We start from the raw sequence: 16,403 nt of genomic DNA on the forward strand, positions 1-16,403 counted from the left end.
TCTTATGCTGCCTCGACACGTGCAATACGCAATGTCCCGATCAGATCGAGATAGCGTTCGGCGGTCGTGTCGATGGTGTCCGGATGACGCGCGTTCTCGCTGAGCGACTGGCGCAAATCCGGGTTTTCCGCCATTCGACGCATCGCCTGGGCGAGCGCGAGCGGATCATTCGGCGGAACGGTAAGGCCATTGACCTCGTTCTCAATCATTTCGGCCATTCCACCGATATTGCTGCATATGACGGGGCGGTTTTGCCCCTGTGCTTCCTGAATAACGAGCGGCGCATTTTCCCACCAGATCGACGGCATGATTGCGCAATCGACGGACTGGATCAGCTGGGCAATGTCCTCACGACGATAAGCACCACGGCGTTGGACGAACGGCGATGTCTCTGCAAAGAGCCGGTCGATTTCACTGACGAAGCTTTCGCTTTGAAATGGTGCTGCACCATGCACGCGCAATTCGAAATCGAAACCGTCTGAAATAAGTTGTTGCGCTGCTTCAAGCAGGACTGTTGCGCCTTTCCACGGATTGAGATTGCCGAAATAGCCGAAGACCGGCTTGCTGCGCTCGACCTGCCGCGTTTCGACTGCGGGGCGTTCCGGTTGACCATTGGGAATGACGCTGATCAGCTCTTCCGCAAGGCCCCATTCAACGTAACGTTGTTTGAGAAACTCGCTCGGTGAAACGAAAGCATCAACAGCGCTCAAGAGCGATTTGATATGTCGTTCACGCAATACGAATTTATCAAGCGCGATGTCCTTGAAACAGGCATGGCAGCGGTCAGGACCTGCCCCATGGCACAGTTCCTTGCCTGTGGTGCGCACCATCAGCCCGTCGTGATGGCAGATGGGATAATAATCATGCAAAGTCAGAACGATACGGCAGTCGGGTAAAGTACGACGCACGATATGCGGGAATTCGGCACCAAGCAAAAGCAGGTGGTGCAGATGAACGACATCGGGCCGGAAATCCTGCAGCAGTTCGACAATGTCGGGAACGATCCCGTAAAGGTCGATTTGGCTCATATAGAAACGGTCAAAATGGCCGGACCAGAGCAAGATTTCATCGCCGCCATTGCCGATGCTCTGGAAACTTGTGCCGGGGCGGGCCTCACGATGCACCTTATTGGTGGCACCCACGAACATGGCTTCGCAACCGGCGCGCTGATAGGCGCGAAACAGATCGTGCGCGAAAATTTCCGTTCCACCGGGGTGCAGAGACGGGTGGTTATGGGCTGCTATAAGGACGCGTGGAGCCATCAGGCAACACCTCGCGAGGCGATGAAAATATCCTGATAGTGATCCGCATCAATGCCGCGCCAGTGACCAAAGGATTTTGTTTCGAGCGTCAGTTTCGCTCCTGCAAGCGCACGATCCAGAAAACCGTTTTCAAAGCCGACTGCCGCAAGCGGTGGCAGTTCCGGCACAAACCAGCACGGTCCGCTGCCATGCCGTTCAAATGCAAGTCGTTTGTCGCGTTTGCCATGGCGGTCGCGCGCGGCAACATCATCCACGACAAACGCCGTCATGAACAATTTTCCGCCGGGAGCGAGGACACGTGATATCTGATCGAGATAGGTTTTGACTTCATCTGATGGCAGATGCGTGACCACAGATGTCATGATGACGAAATCGAAACTCTTGTCCGCGAATGGCAGAGTAAGAGTGAGCCCGTTTACCGTCCCTTTTGGGTTATAGAGATCATGGGCGATATCGATGTGGCGGAACTCGAAATTCGGGTAGCGCGACGTGATGTTTTGGCGGCACCAGTTCACGCCGCCTGCTACGGGATCGATACCGGAGTAGCGGGCTTTTGCCGGATCGAGATATTGGGTCAGCGGTACGGCCATGCGACCGATGCCCGAACCGATGTCGAGCACGCGCGCGTCGGGTCGAAGTCCGCCTCTGCGAATGAAATGACCGAGAAATTCGGCGCCAACCGCACGATAATCACCATCGCCGACGAACACGCTGTTCGGATCGGGTGAGGGGAGAAAACGGTTCTTCAAAACAGACTGCATCAGCCAGTCGATCTGCGCATCCGGTATTGCTGGTTTTGCTTCAAATGCTGGCTGTTTCAGCGCTACCACGTCCGTCAAGCGGCGCTCCTTTCAGATTTGGTCATGATCACATTGGACAAGTCGGCGGCGCTTTCCTGTTCCTGTGGCAGGACCATCAATTCAGTAATGTCATCATCCCAGCGCTGAGTGTGGAGCCAGGAATTGTATAGGCTGGCGAGGCCGCGCATATAATCCGCGCTGCGACGGATCGAGCGACGCTCGAAATGGTAAAGTGCTACGGAAGGTTCATAGAATATCTGGAAGCCGAGCTGCCTGATCTTCAGGCACAGATCGCTGTCCTCATAGTCGCCGATGACGTAGTCTTCCGTATAGCCGCCGACGAGATCGAAGATATCCTTGCGCGTTATCAGGCAGGCACCGGTGACACCCGGCACCTCGCGGGACCTAAGCGCTGGAGGATAGTTGCCCGGCATGCCCTTGTAATAGTGGTGATTCAGCCAGATACCCTGACGGTCGCGGGCGAAATAAAGCCCGGCATGTTGAAGTGAACCATCCTCGAACAGAAGACGAGGGCCTATTGCTCCGAGCTTCGGTTGATCGAACAAAGGCTGGATCAGTTGTTGCAGCCAGCCGTGTTCCGCAGGCACAACGTCGGAATTTAACATCACGATGGTTGTTCCTGTCGCAATGCTGGCACCGGCATTGCAGGCGCGTGCATATCCGCCATTGCGGTTCATGATTGCGAGCTTGAACGGCATGTCGTGTAGAATGTGCAATCCGCCAAGCATATGCTCGGTGTCGTCCTGAATTTCAGGAGAATCCAGCACGAAGATGAATTCGGCGTTTTCCACCAGCCAAGGGTCCGTGGCCATGGATGAAAACTGGAAACGTAAGAAATCGAGGTTGCGGTAAAGCGGAATAACGATGGACGCGAGCGGAGAGGCGGGGGTCGTTCCGTAGTCCTTCACCTCGGATATCCGTACCGTTGCGGCGAGCTTCTTCTCAACTTCGGTGAGAGCGGGTCCCAGAATATGCGAGAAGACGTGAGGCTTTGCCTGTTGTGGCGGTACAGACCGTAAGATGCGATTACGCTGCGCTGATGGTTCGAAGGGCTGCGGGGCTGGTACAAGTGGGGCGGTCGTGCCGGACGCAAGGCGCATCTGGAACCGCGGCTGCAAAAGAGGCCCAAGATTCTGCACCGAAGGAAGCCAGGCGACAAAACCTGTCACATCCTGCTGCGGCGCATCTTCCCGCTTGGCAATCTTGCCGGGAAATTTATGAAAATTGGGCTTCAGCGATAGTGAGCTTCCGTTTTCCGGGAGATATTCGATGTCTGCAAGCATGGCGGCTGGATCGTGCATCCATCCGCCAACAATCAATCCGCCATCAAGCGCCAATGCGAGATCGATTTCCGCTGCCGGATGGGTGGCAGACTGTGCGATCTGGCGAACGGGCAGCGGAGTGCGCGTTTGCAAATCGATGGCGACCGCAGCGCCGGCAGGGCTTAGTTTGCCAAGTTGACGAACGAGAAACTCCCGCAATGCACCATTGCCCTGCCATTTGGTCCACCATTTGGCAAAATCCATTTGTTCGCCGGTTGTTGGCGCAAGCTTGCGAACGGCAACGCCTTTCTGACCGGTGAGCACCAGCAACAGCGATGACGGCAGGTCTTGTGCTGCTTCCAGAAGAAAATGGCATGGCTGCCAGGCATTGCGAGCCTGCCTGCCCACCACAAACCTTGGTGGAATGACCATGACGCTGCCGGAAGTGATGCCATAGATAGCTGAAATCTCGCCCAGCATCGGGTCGATCGCGGTCTCAAGGAGATGATGTCCCTGAACCGGTTCGCCGCAATGCTGGGCCTCGCGCGGTTCCGGCGTCAGTGCGAAAGTCAGGTCACGCACGAGGGATGCGAAAGTCTGGTTTCGCGAGAGCCGGAAAGTGCTGCGCCACGTGGTCAGTATGTTGGTGAGAAGCTTGATATGTCCGGGCAGAGTAAGCTCCCTGACGACATATTCGACATCGATGGGAGCAAGTTCACTGGCCGGATATACAATCGCCTGAGCAGTGGGACCAAGGGAGCCCGCAGACAGCGAAAGCTCGACCGGTTCGTTGCCAGTGCGCAGGGCCCAGAACATGCGTAAGCCGCCATTCTCGAGCGGAATACCAACGCTCAACAGCGGAACCGGCTGAACCGGCATTTCAAACTTGCATTTGGTGGTTGTGCGAGCCGGGCCTAGGATATCCCAGATAACCACAGCGACATCGGCGCAGAGACGGCAAATGGAGAGGTTCTCGGTTTTGCTTTCAGTGTCCGCCGAATGGTCGAGGTTCAATGTGAGGCCCTTTCATTCTTATCGGAATGCCCGGGCACGCAAAACTAGGGAAAATGCGTGCCCGGTGAAGACGAAGCGTGCCCGGCGGGAGGATTGCCGGGCACGCTCTCAATTGTTCAATTAGTAAACAGTGAAGTACTGGTCGGGATGAGCCTGTACATCGTCTGCATTGGTGTTCACGAGGGTAACGGTGTCGCCATTGCCAAGATCGACAACGACATTGCCACCAACCTGCGTGACACGATCGGCAAGATCGTCTGCGGAAGAGACATCAAGACCATTGATACCCTTCTGAATCTGCAGAATATCTTCGCCGGGATTGAAGTCGAGAATGACGTCGTTTCCGCCGCCACCATTGAACAGGAATGTATCGCTGCCATTTCCGCCGATAAGGATGTCGTCACCGGCACCGCCATCGAGGATGTCGTTGCCGTTACCACCCTGCAGGACATCGTTTCCGTCGCCGCCAAAGAGAAGGTCTGCGCCATTGCCGCCCTGAAGAACATCGTCTCCAGCACCGCCAAATAGCACATCATTCCCATTGCCGCCGCTCAGGACGTCGTTTCCTGCATCACCGAACAGAATGTCATTGCCATTTCCGCCGAAAAGTAGGTCATCACCATTTCCGCCGAAAAGGGTGTCGTTCCCGTTGTCGCCGAAGATGGTGTCATTGCCATCACCTCCGAATACGAGATCATCACCGCCATGGGCACGGATGAAATCGTCAAAGCGGGAGCCGAACAACACGTCGTCGTAGGCGCCGCCTTCTAAAGTGGCCATCTGCTTCTCCTTGTGTTCCTGTATGGGGTTTCCACAAGCCGGAATGCTCCGACCATTATGCTCTTAGTAGTCTGCTCTGCATTAATTGGAATTGCAACATTGGTAATTGGTATAATTGCGGCAACCATAAGTAACAAATTATTACGATTAATTTATATTTCAGTTGTGTAAACAAAAATATGAAATATATTTGTCATCATTATAATTTATATTTATATCGTATATCTGTATAATCTATTTCAAAATTTGAACAATGTTTCCCATAAGACAAAAATATGAATTTCTTTCAATAAGATGACGCCGCGCATACCGTTTTATGCGCGGCGTTGCAAACCGTTGATAATTCAACCTATGATCGAGCTTTACTTCGAAATACTCTTGCTGTTAATCTTCTCGGAAGGCCCGGTTTAAGCTATCTGTGATAGGTGAAACCAAGTAATCGATGGCGCGACGCTCCTTGTGCACGATGATTATCTCAGCAGGCATGCCAGGATAAAGCCTTGCAGTTGGATTTGCAGCAAGTGAAGCCGGAGTAATCTCGGCTCGGGCGACGAAGAATGCGGTATCCGTCTTTTCGTCGAGCGACTGATCGGCGGCGATATAGGTCAGTTTACCGTCGAGCGGTGCCATCGAACGTTGATTGTAAGCCGTCAACCGGATCTGTGCGCCTGCACCAACCGAGATACTGTCGATATCGCGCGGGCTGATTTTCATTTCAACAACCAAAGGCTCGTTCTCGGGAACGATATCCATGATAGCTTCGCCGGGGGCTATGACGCCGCCCGGCGTGCGTAGCCGGATGTTTGCAACGATACCGTCTTGCGGCGAGCGAACTTCCACGCGCCGCATAACATCCTTGGCTGCCACGATACGTTCCTGCACATCCGAAAGCTCAACCTGGCTCGATGTGATCTCGCCGGCGATTTCGGACTGAAGGTCGCTTTCGATTCCAGTCAGGGCGAATTCAGCCCCTGCCTTTGCTTGCTCGGCTTTTGCCTTGTCACCGGCATATTCGCCGCGGTCGCCAGCGAGCTGGCTGAGACGCGTATCGATTTCCGTGAGCTTTGACTTCTGGGCAAAACCTTTTTCAACGAGACTGGCAATTGCCTTGCGTTGATCGCTGATGAGTTCGATCTGCCGGTCGGTAGCAGCAATCTGGGATGTGGAAGCCTTGGCTTGCTCTGTGTATTGCTCGATAGTTTTCTGCTGTATGTCGATCTTGCTCAGTTTCTGCGCAAGCCGCTTCTGGAAAAAGATGTTTTCGGCGCGAATGGCGTTCTGCGCATTCTCACCGCCATCGGCAAAACCTTCCGGAAAACTGATTTCTTTTTCACCAGATTGCTCAGCGCGCAGACGCGCTAGCTTTGCGATCAGGCCGATACGTCTGCTTTCCAGTGACTGGAGATCCGAGCGGGCCTTGGTGTCATCAAGCCGGAGCAGGGGTTGGCCGACCTTGACGACATCGCCCTCCTGTACGAGCAGACGATCAAGAATACCACCTTCAAGGTGGCTGATCGTCTTGCGTTTGGAGTCGACGATCACTGTACCCATGGCGACTGCGGCACTTCCCAGATTGGCGGAATAGGCCCAGGCGAAGAAACCACCAAAAGCGACCCCGATTGTGGCGAGACCTGCAATGATGAGGCCGCGCAATGGTGATCTTAAATCCTCTCGCTCAAGATCGAGCGCCCATTCAGGTTTTACACTACCGAAGCGAGTGAGGGTCTTGTGATCCGATGATTCTGCACGCGGCGCGAGCAGACTGGAAACACGACGAGGAATGACCGATTTACCCATCATGCGTTTGCTGCTCCCATTTGCGGGCCGTTATTGGCAGGTGTCAGGGACGCGACGACATCGGTACGCGGGCCGAACTGCGAGATGCGCCCGTTTTCGAGCACGAGCAGCTTGTCGGCGACCTGCATGATAGATGGCCGGTGTGCGATCATTATGACAATGGCGCCGTCATCACGGGCGTGTTCGACAGCGCGGATCAAGGCGCGCTCGCCAACGGCGTCGAGGTTCGAGTTTGGTTCATCGAGAACGATCAGGCGTGGGCGGTTGTAGAGGCAGCGGGCGAGCCCGATTCTCTGGCGCTGGCCACCGGACAATGTCAGGCGGCCGTCGCCGACCGGTGTATCATAACCAAGCGGCATGCGTCCGATCATCTCGTGCACATCGGCAAGGCGCGCGGCTTCCAGCACACGATGCGGGTCGCTGTCACCCATGCGAGCGATGTTGTCCTTGATGGTTCCGTCGAGAAGCGAGACAGACTGAGGCAGGTAGCCTGCAATCTCGCCGAAAGACCCGCGTTCCCAGAGGTAAACGTTGTTGCCGTCGAGAAAAACACCGCCAGACGTTGGTTTGACTATGCCGATCAACAATCGGGCAAGTGTCGATTTGCCTGCAGCCGACGGGCCAACGACACCCAGCACTTCGCCTGGCGAGATCGAGAACGAAATACCCTTGATGATCGGAACATCGACACCTGGCGCGGCATAGATCAGCTTGTCGATCACGAGATCGCCGTTGGGTCTCGGTGTCGGCATGGTCTGGCGTACGGCCAGATTTTCCGAAAGCAATGATTGGACACGTTTCCAGCTCGCAATAGCACTTACCCACTGGCGCCAGTTTTCGACGATTCGATCGAATGGCATCAGCAAACGACCGATGATGATACTCGTCGCTATCATCGCGCCGGGCGTGATCTCCTGCTGCATGGCAAGCAGCGTGCCTATGCCGAGCGATCCGATCTGGATGATGAAGCGCGCCGTGCGGGCAATCGAGGACAGGGCGCGGGCGCGCGTTCCGCCAAGGTCGAGCACTTCGAGCGCCTGAACCTGCATCGTGCGCCAACGCCGCGCGAGTGCCGGGAGCATGCCCATGGCTTCGATGACTTCGGCGTGACGCAAGCTGCTGCCGATCTTCGACACCGCTTCGATATTGGCTTGATTCGCCTCCTGAATCAGGTTTCGGGTTAGGAGGTCGGTCAGCAGTCCACACGCGACCAGAATGATCACGGCGACGAGGCCGATCACGCCAAGCATCGGATGAAGTAGGAATAGAACGCCGAGAAAAATAGGCGACCATGCCGCATCAAGCGGAGCATTGATGGCGGGCGACGTTAGGAAGCTGCGCAATTCATTGAGGTCGCGAAGCGTCTGCGTCGCTTTCGGCATGCCCTGATTCACAGAGGCCTGTACCGCTGCCGTCAAAACCGCGAGGTTAAGACGGCGGACAAGCGCGCTGCCCATGGCCTGGAAGGAAAGCGAACGTATATATTCCAGCACGCCGAAGACCAGCATGGCTCCGATGGCGAGCACGGTCAGCATGGTTAGCGTGTCCATGCTTCGGCTGTTCAGCACCCTATCATGAACCTGCAACATATAGAGGGGTACAGTGAGTTGTAGCAAATTGATACAGGCACTCAGCAGCACCGCATACAGTAGTCCCGACAGGAAAACGCGGCGGGCCTTGAAAATCAGGCCTTTGGGCGTAGTCACCGAATCGTCTTGCCCCTTTTTGTGTGCGGGGCTCTTGCCAATCGAATTGATTTCGCGAGTATCATTCATACGCTATCTGCCTTGGAATGGTCACAGGTGGCGGATATCCCTAAAAACTGTGGTCCAGTTCTCAAGATCAGTAAAGTAATACTGCAGAGAATGTGACAGAAAAAAGGTTCTTACGGCGGGGAAATGCGAAAGGAGCAAAGAAAATATAACTGAAAATTTCTTCAAAATTTGAAGTAAAATTGAAAATGGAGAGCAAAAGATGCAAAAACTTCTACACGAGGGAGTGGAAGTCGAAACATCAGTCGATGGCTTTACTGCCGTTGATTTTCCTGAAGTTACCGCCGAAAAACAGGAACGCAGACATCCGGTTCATACAGTCGTTATCACGCATTTCGAACTGGCCCGGATGATAGAACGAGTGAACCGCCGCTTTGTAAGCTTGCTGAAAACCGAGCTGACAAAGTTAGGTGTGGAAGATATCGGTCCGGCCCAGACCTTGGTTCTGATGGCTATCGGCGATGTCGAGCTCACTGTGGGTGAACTACTGGATCGCGGACATTATGTCGGTTCCAACATTTCCTATTATCTTAAACAGCTTACCGATGGTGGGTATGTTGATCGCGTCGCCTCGCAGAGGGATAAACGATCTGCTCGTATCCGTCTCACGGATAAGGGTGAACGGCTGTGTGCCAGCTTGCGGAATGCAAGCCGGGCTTACAATCATATCCTCACGCGCGATGATGACGATCTCAGAAATCTCGAGATTGCCTATCAGACTCTGCACAGGCTGGAACTTGTGTGGGGTAATGCCGCACGGTTTGGCATTTGATGTGTTTCGACGATTTTCGGCCGCTAGCCGAGCACGTTTCGTAACATGCGTATAACATTTGTGCACAGGCGTGGTTTCGGCCAGTTCGCTGCGTTAGCCGAGAATCTGGCTACCAGTGGACATGATGTAAGCCTGATCTGCGAGACAGTGGACCGTCGCCTCCCAGCGGTCCGCGTCATTCGCCATAGAGTGGAATCTGGTCCTCGCACCGGCGGTGCGATGGCCAGGTATCTTGAGGTACCCGATCATCACACGAGGATCGGGTACCGTGTGGCTGAAACCCTGGAATCCATGGCTCATCACGGACAGGCGCCTGATATCGTCGTCGGCCATATTGGCTGGGGCAGCATGATGTTCGTCAAGGACGTGCTGCCCTCGGCGGCCGCTTTGGGGTATTGCGAATTTTTCTATCGAGCCAACGGTGCGGATGTGGGCTTCGCGCCCGGCGATAAACCGGATATCGAGATCCGCAAGCGCCTGCGCCTGCGCAATATGGCGCAACTCGTTACCCTTGAGGGTATCGATGGCGGGTTTAGCCCAACGCACTGGCAGAAAAGCCTCTACCCACGATCTATACAGAATCGCATTGCCGTGGTGCATGAAGGAGTGGATACAAAACTCTTCTATCCGGATCGACATGCAACAATTCAGTTGCCGGATGGACGGACCCTGAAAGCAGGAGAATCGCGCGTGATTACATTCGTCGCCCGCGATCTCGAACCGTATCGTGGATTTCCGCAAGCGCTGGAAGCTGCGGCCAAGGTCATTCGCCAGAATGATGATGCGATCTTCGTTTTTGTCGGTGGCGATGGAGTCAGCTACGGAACGCCGCCGCCCGGTGGAGGTTCTTGGCGCGAGCATCTCGTCAAGAATCTGGACTTGCCGCCTGATCGTATCGTATTTCCAGGTACAATTCCGCACACGCAATTGCGCAAACTCTACCAGATATCGACCGCTCATATCTATCTGACCTACCCGTTCGTACTGTCCTGGTCGGTAGTTGAGGCGATGGCTTGCGGCGCGCTCATTATCGGTTCTGACACACCACCGGTACGAGAAGTAATTCGCTCGGGACAAAATGGCCTGTTGGTGCCCTTTTTTGATACAGATGTGCTGGCGGAAGTAATCATGAATGTCCTTCGCGATCCAGATGCGTGCCTTCAAATGCGGGCCGCCGCACGGAGAACCGTAGAAAATCGTTTCCGGTTGTCGAATTGTTTACAACAGCAAAAAACCTTGATCGATGCAGTATTAAATGGTCGTTAGCTGCTATGTGGCGATAATCAGGCACGCAAAGACCAATTATAAAATATAAATCACCGTATTTATGCGTATTTACGCTGTATATGCAATCTATATGAACATTGTTTCAAATTTTGAATTAAAGTCATTTCAAATATTCGCAATATTATCATATAGCTGATGTTATATGGATGTTGACAATACATAATCTGTATTTTCTGATTGTAGCTGCAGGCCGAAACTCCCAAGTCGGCCATCACACAATGGATGATTATGTTGAGCACACCACTTCCTGCGATCTCGGCGCGGAAATCCCGCCGATATGCCATTGCTTCGATGCGTGATCGTGAAGCGCTGGAAGCGACGTCTCTGGGCGAGCTGACCACCTTTGTCGAAGGAGATGGAAAACGTCTTCGACTGGCGAACACATTTCCGCTCATTGCGGTTGCCGCTTCGCAAGAGGGCGAGAACGAGCTGAAAACGATTCTGCAGCAGGTTTATCGTTTGAGCACCATTCCAGAACTTCCCGTTGTGCGGATCGACGATGCTACGGCTGAAACCGTTCCTCTGCTGGTTACGCAACTGCTTGAGAGCAGTTTGGATCGTCTAGTCGGCCATGTCAGCAAGGTTCATACCGAGCTGGCCATGTTGCGCCGCGAGCGCGAGACCATGTTTGAGAATTACCGGGCAATCGAGGATGCATTTCATGCACGCAACTGGGATTCTTCTACGGAAATATTCAGCCATGCCCCTTTGGTAGATCCAAAGGATGAAGGCTTTGCACGCCTGCTGCGCGAATCGGAGATCGAACAGCTTTTCCCGATATCAAGCTATGCCGTTTCTGGCTTTGCCCTGCATTTCCGTGATCTGCCTGCCAATCGTAACGGTCAGTTGATCGTAACGCTGGATTATCTTGAAAATGGTGAAGGCATCGCCGAATGGCTGGTGCCTTATGGCGCCCTGCATTCGGAGTGGAATTTCTTTTCCCTTCCGAAGGCATGCGACGGTAGCCATCGTACGTTGCGCCTGCGCATTTCTGCTACGGGCGGGGTGCCTCCTGAACTGTCGCTCGGTAACGTGATCGCCAATGAACGCTATGCGGCGCGTGCGCGTATTCCCCACGCTGATCTCGACATGCGCCCGCTCGCACTGCGGATTTTCACCGGCTTGCCGGGCGTTCGTCCGGCTTCGCTGCCGAACGCTATCGTACCGACTTCGCTGATCGATGGCCGTAAGGTTGATGATTATCGACTACCGGTTGAGTTGTTGCGCAATGTGGCCAACGTTTCCGTTACGCCGATTACGCCCGATTTCCCGACTGTGCGGTTTCTGGAACACGAAGACGCCATCGGCTGTCATCCTCTTGAGGAAGGAATCACCGCAGCTGCAATCCGTCGCGTCGTTGCACCGGGCACCGTGCGAGTTTCTGCGCGCGCCGTGATCGACCATCCGGAAGGCCAGCCCTGCGCGGTGGGATTGTTGCTGGTCAATCTGGCATCGGATGTGAAGGAGGAAATCGACGCGATATCCAATCTTGATCGCCGCCGCCAGCAGGTGTTGTTCAGTGGTTGGTCGGAAGTTGCGCCCAATCGCCCAATCGATATCAATTTCATGCTCGAGGAAGCGATCGATCGCACCATGGATCTCGTTGTTCTAAGCAAGGCAGCCGCAGACTCTGTCGACTTTTCCTGGCTCAAAGTCTTCAACTTCCGACTCGTCAAGCACATCGAGGCACGCCCTATCCAGGAAATAGCCAAAGAGGCTGCGAATGTACGATAGGTCCAAGGATTTGATCGTTGTCGCCATGCCGCTCTATGGTCATGCGGCCTTGGCGCTTGAAGCGCTGGAAACCGTGCTGGCATCGGAAACGGTTTTCCGCACACAGATTGTGGTGTCGGTCGATGGTGATCCGCGTCGCGAAGTGTTTGACAGCCTGACGCTCTATGCGGCAGCCCACCCCAATATTCACATCATCTTTGGCGAGAATGCCGGTCCCGGTGGGGCGCGTAACCGCGCAGTCGATTATATTCTCGAAGAGATGCCGGAAGTGAAGGCCGTCTATTTCGTGGACGCCGATAACCGGGTGCAACCCCAGACAATCGACACGCTTTATCGAAAGCTTCTGGCGTCGAATGCGGGTTGGGTCTACACTAATATCGACACTTTTTCCGTTAATTGGCGCGCCCACTATGGCGACAGCTATTCGCGGCTGATCCACTGCATCACCGACAATATCTGCGATACGGGATCAATGATTTCTGCGGATGTTTTCCGCAGTGGCGTCCGTTTTGATGACGATCGTCAAAACGGCTTTGAAGATTGGGAGTTCTGGCTTTCGGCGATTGAAGCGGGATTCGTCGGCGCACCGTGTCACGATACCGGTTTTGAGTACCGTCTGCGTGCGGAAAGCCGTTTCAAGGAAGCCAATCGCGACCGCTCCGGTTCGATCAGCTTCTTGCGCAAGCGGCACAAGGCGCTGTTTCGACGTCCCACGCTCGTTGGCTTTGAGCATGAGGAATGTCCGCGCTATGGTATGATCCGCGCAGGTGAGGGGACAGTCAGCCTTTTCACCGATCTCAGCTTGGGCACGACCGATCTTAAGTTCGATGACGCAATTCGTGCATTCTGGGGCAGTGTTTCCGAGCCGGATAATTTTCACTTCCCACCGTTTCTCGCCTCATCCAACACCGAGACTCTGAAGCTTCTGGCGCGTTCACGACTGCTACCGAATATCCTGTCGCGGCTCGAAAGGCTTTCTGAACAGGCCAATATCGTCTTTGTAGAACTAACCAATGTCGACGACGAGCGGCGGATCGATACCGAGATTATGCCGTCCGGTGCGCGCCAACCGCACGCCGACCTGATTTTCGTCTCAACGAAATTGATCAAGGACATCATCGAAAACGATGCGCTGGATTGGTTCGCATCGTTGGGTACGCAGCAATTGTGGCCCACATCGGCGCGGATGAAGGTACGCTTCCCGTTTCCACGCGTGCGTCAGCGCCGGGCCCTGTCACGGCCTGAGCAATCGATGCTCAATCTGGTGACATCGATTGCGACGAGTCCGCTCAAGCAAAGTGCGGCCATGCGCTGGACATGGCGTCCGCGCCGCTTGCCTGCACTTTCTGAAATGTATCAGGTGCTGCGTAACGAACTTGGCGGCGGCCCCGTTTTGCCGCTTGCGCATAATGCGGCAAGGAAGAAGACGGCCGCCGTTCTGGTGCCGAATGCGTCGTTCGGTGGTGCCGAAAAAGTCGCCTATGCCGCCGGGCGCGAATTGAAGAACCAGGGGTTTGAAACTCATCTTTTCGTGCTCGGAAACGAGCGCATGGATGTGCTCGATGAGTTCGACCAGTCCTTCGATTATCTGCATTTCTGGAAGGACGGCATTCCGGCCTGGGGAGACACAAACCGGTTTCTCGGTCAGGACTTCATCACCGACGATCACCCGCTTGACTGGGGTATCCTGCGCGGCCAGCTTTCAGGCTTCGATCTTGTCGTAAACAATCACGTCATGGCGGCGCATCCTCTCATGGGGAAGCTCCGTTCGGAGGGTACACGCACCGCCTGCTACCTGCATGTGGTGGACGAAACCGTCTTCCGCCGTCAGGCTGGTCAACCCTATGCGGCGATTGCATTTGAGCACGCCTATGATGCGTTTCTGACCTGCTCCGATCAGCTGAAAATCTATCTGCACAGCTTTGGCGTGCCCTATGAAAAAGTGTTCTCCGTGCCAAACGGAGCCAGTTTTTCAATCGATACAAAACTACGTACGCAGGTCACTGCAGCGCGCAAGCAGGGCCGCAAGGGCGAGCCAATGCGTATCCTCTATATGGGCCGACTCGACCGTCAGAAGGGAATCGACCGGTTGCACGACGCCATCGTAAAGCTGAAAGAGCAGGGCATTCCTTTCGAAGCGCAGGCAATTGGCGGCGAAATCCTCTCTGATGATCCAAGCGCATCTTGGATGACACGCCTGAAGGAGGTGGGTGTTAAAGTCTCGTCGCCGGTCTTCGATGGCAAGGACATCGCGAACCATCTCGCATGGGCCGATGTTCTTCTAATGCCGTCGCGCTGGGAAGGCGCGCCATTGATGATCGCCGAAGCGCAGCAACTTGGCTGCGTGCCGGTCGCCACGGCCGTTGGTGCCGTCGATGAGCTCATCAATCATGGTCGCGACGGCATTCTCATCCGCAATGGCAACGATGCGCAGATCGTCTCCGACATGACGCGAATCCTGACCATCCTTGCACAGGATCGCGAAGCCTTGATGCGAACCGCCGAAGGGGCGCTCTCCTCCGCTGCTCACCGTACTTGGAGTTCGGCTTTCTCCGAATTTACCGATTGGGCGAATGAAATACGCCCCGTTTATCCGAAATCCCGGTCTTCCCAACCGGATGTTGCAGACGCTGCCAGCACGATCACCGCTCTTCCCGGCCGTGCAGTTGCCTGATTATACCAGAAAGGTCGACCTATGAGCCGCCCAACCAATCCAAGAATCCTCGTCACAGGTATTCCGAGCCACCTGACGCGTCTTATCCAGCGTGCGGACAAAGCGCAGGTTCATTACTCGGAAAAACAGCGTGATTCAGAATCCAGGGATAATTTCATCCAGGAGCTGAAGAACATCAGCAATACGGGAAATTATCTGATCGGCGAAGGCGCGATGACCGCGCTGCTGCCGACTGCCAAGCACATTCCGTTCTGGCATCTCTACAATTGCGTGAACAATGGAACTGGTCTCGAAGAGGTCAACAAGGAATTCGATATCTGCGTCTTCACTTGCGCAAATCTTCTGCGTAAGGGCCTCTCAGCTGATGCCGAAGCACTCGTTCTTTCCAAACTCGATATGCCGGTGGTCATGCTCGGTATCGGCATTCAAAATCGTCCGGACATTGAAGGTGAAGACGGCCTGCCAGCGGGTACGAAGAAATTGCTTGAAGTGCTGAAGGGCCGCGAACACTATTTCCTCACGCGCGGCGAGAATGCCGCCGGTTATCTGCGCGATCAGGGCTTTTCTTATGTTCGCCCGGTCGGTTGTCCGTCGCTTTATTTCCGGCCAGACAATATGCGCAAGGCGATCAGCCGTCTGCCGCAGGTGAAGGTAGGTGAGGGGCGTACTGTCTTCACCGGCTATATGGGGGCGGAACTAGAAACCATTGGCGACATGAACGCGCTGGGTTCCGACGACGGGCGCTCGGCCTATGTGGTTCAGGATGAACTTCTGCATTTCGACATGCAGCTTGAGCCGGACGCCAATGGCCGCGCCTACGACTCCACAACTGGCGAACTGGTTGGCCCGTTGACCTACAAGGGATCGGGTGATCTCAAGAAGAAGATCAGCGTTCACGCCTTTCTGGACACCAATCAATGGCGCGCCTGGTGCTCGACCATGGATTTCTCCTTCGGTCGCCGCTTCCACGGCAATGTCATTTCCATGCAGGCTGGTGTGCCGAGCCTGATGGTCGCCGTGGATGATCGTATGCGCGAAATGCTCAATTTCTCCGGTCTGCCAAAGATCGACGCTCGTGACCTCAATGCAGCTAATGACCGGCGTGCCTTCGTCAGCGATCATATCGCTGCAATGAATATCCCCGATGTAGTGGAAAAATATTCGGCGCGCGAACGCAACTTCCGAAGCGTGCTTTCAGAAATCGGCATCGGATAACTCCCAGTCCAAT

The 16,403-nt window shown here is 54.7% G+C and carries 11 protein-coding genes; 5 read left to right on the forward strand and 6 right to left on the reverse strand.

Features of this window, described 5'->3' with window-relative positions:
* Positions 1–2 precede the first annotated feature (2 nt).
* The 6 genes from MKS82_RS18580 to MKS82_RS18605 all read right to left on the reverse strand — a co-directional run bounded on the left by MKS82_RS18580 (position 3) and on the right by MKS82_RS18605 (position 8,711).
* On the reverse strand, positions 3–1,262 hold the full coding sequence (locus MKS82_RS18580) for a glycosyltransferase family 4 protein (protein WP_109987391.1): 1,260 nt from the start codon (positions 1,260–1,262) through the stop codon (positions 3–5).
* Positions 1,262–2,101, reverse strand: coding sequence for a class I SAM-dependent methyltransferase (locus tag MKS82_RS18585; protein ID WP_109987390.1), 840 nt, complete (start codon positions 2,099–2,101; stop codon positions 1,262–1,264). The genes MKS82_RS18580 and MKS82_RS18585 overlap by 1 nt, the downstream gene beginning before the upstream one ends.
* On the reverse strand, positions 2,098–4,359 hold the full coding sequence (locus MKS82_RS18590; RefSeq protein ID WP_240579158.1) for a glycosyltransferase family 2 protein: 2,262 nt from the start codon (positions 4,357–4,359) through the stop codon (positions 2,098–2,100). The genes MKS82_RS18585 and MKS82_RS18590 overlap by 4 nt, the downstream gene beginning before the upstream one ends.
* Before the next feature lie 120 nt (positions 4,360–4,479).
* Positions 4,480–5,139 (reverse strand): calcium-binding protein, encoded by a 660-nt coding sequence (locus MKS82_RS18595; RefSeq protein ID WP_109987388.1) that lies wholly within the window; start codon positions 5,137–5,139, stop codon positions 4,480–4,482.
* Between the two features lie 384 nt (positions 5,140–5,523).
* The gene (locus MKS82_RS18600) at positions 5,524–6,939 is read right to left on the reverse strand and encodes an HlyD family type I secretion periplasmic adaptor subunit (protein ID WP_109987387.1); all 1,416 of its coding nucleotides are present in this window, start codon (positions 6,937–6,939) and stop codon (positions 5,524–5,526) included.
* The gene (locus MKS82_RS18605) at positions 6,936–8,711 is read right to left on the reverse strand and encodes a type I secretion system permease/ATPase (protein ID WP_109987386.1); all 1,776 of its coding nucleotides are present in this window, start codon (positions 8,709–8,711) and stop codon (positions 6,936–6,938) included. The genes MKS82_RS18600 and MKS82_RS18605 overlap by 4 nt, the downstream gene beginning before the upstream one ends.
* 199 nt (positions 8,712–8,910) lie before the next feature.
* Between MKS82_RS18605 and MKS82_RS18610 the strand changes: the two genes are divergently transcribed.
* The 5 genes from MKS82_RS18610 to MKS82_RS18630 all read left to right on the forward strand — a co-directional run bounded on the left by MKS82_RS18610 (position 8,911) and on the right by MKS82_RS18630 (position 16,390).
* A complete protein-coding gene (locus MKS82_RS18610; protein WP_010658636.1) occupies positions 8,911–9,480 on the forward strand; it encodes a MarR family winged helix-turn-helix transcriptional regulator in 570 nt (189 codons plus the stop codon).
* 45 nt (positions 9,481–9,525) lie between these two features.
* The gene (locus MKS82_RS18615) at positions 9,526–10,746 is read left to right on the forward strand and encodes a glycosyltransferase family 4 protein (protein ID WP_109987385.1); all 1,221 of its coding nucleotides are present in this window, start codon (positions 9,526–9,528) and stop codon (positions 10,744–10,746) included.
* A 249-nt stretch (positions 10,747–10,995) separates the two neighbouring features.
* Positions 10,996–12,501 (forward strand): DUF6212 domain-containing protein, encoded by a 1,506-nt coding sequence (locus MKS82_RS18620; RefSeq protein WP_109987384.1) that lies wholly within the window; start codon positions 10,996–10,998, stop codon positions 12,499–12,501.
* On the forward strand, positions 12,491–15,175 hold the full coding sequence (locus MKS82_RS18625; RefSeq protein ID WP_109987383.1) for a glycosyltransferase: 2,685 nt from the start codon (positions 12,491–12,493) through the stop codon (positions 15,173–15,175). Before MKS82_RS18620 ends, MKS82_RS18625 begins: the two co-directional genes overlap by 11 nt.
* Before the next feature lie 21 nt (positions 15,176–15,196).
* Positions 15,197–16,390 (forward strand): polysaccharide pyruvyl transferase family protein, encoded by a 1,194-nt coding sequence (locus MKS82_RS18630; protein ID WP_109987382.1) that lies wholly within the window; start codon positions 15,197–15,199, stop codon positions 16,388–16,390.
* Positions 16,391–16,403: the final 13 nt, after the last annotated feature.

The sequence above is a fragment of the Ochrobactrum sp. A-1 genome (genome assembly GCF_022488005.1).
Taxonomy (GTDB): domain Bacteria; phylum Pseudomonadota; class Alphaproteobacteria; order Rhizobiales; family Rhizobiaceae; genus Brucella.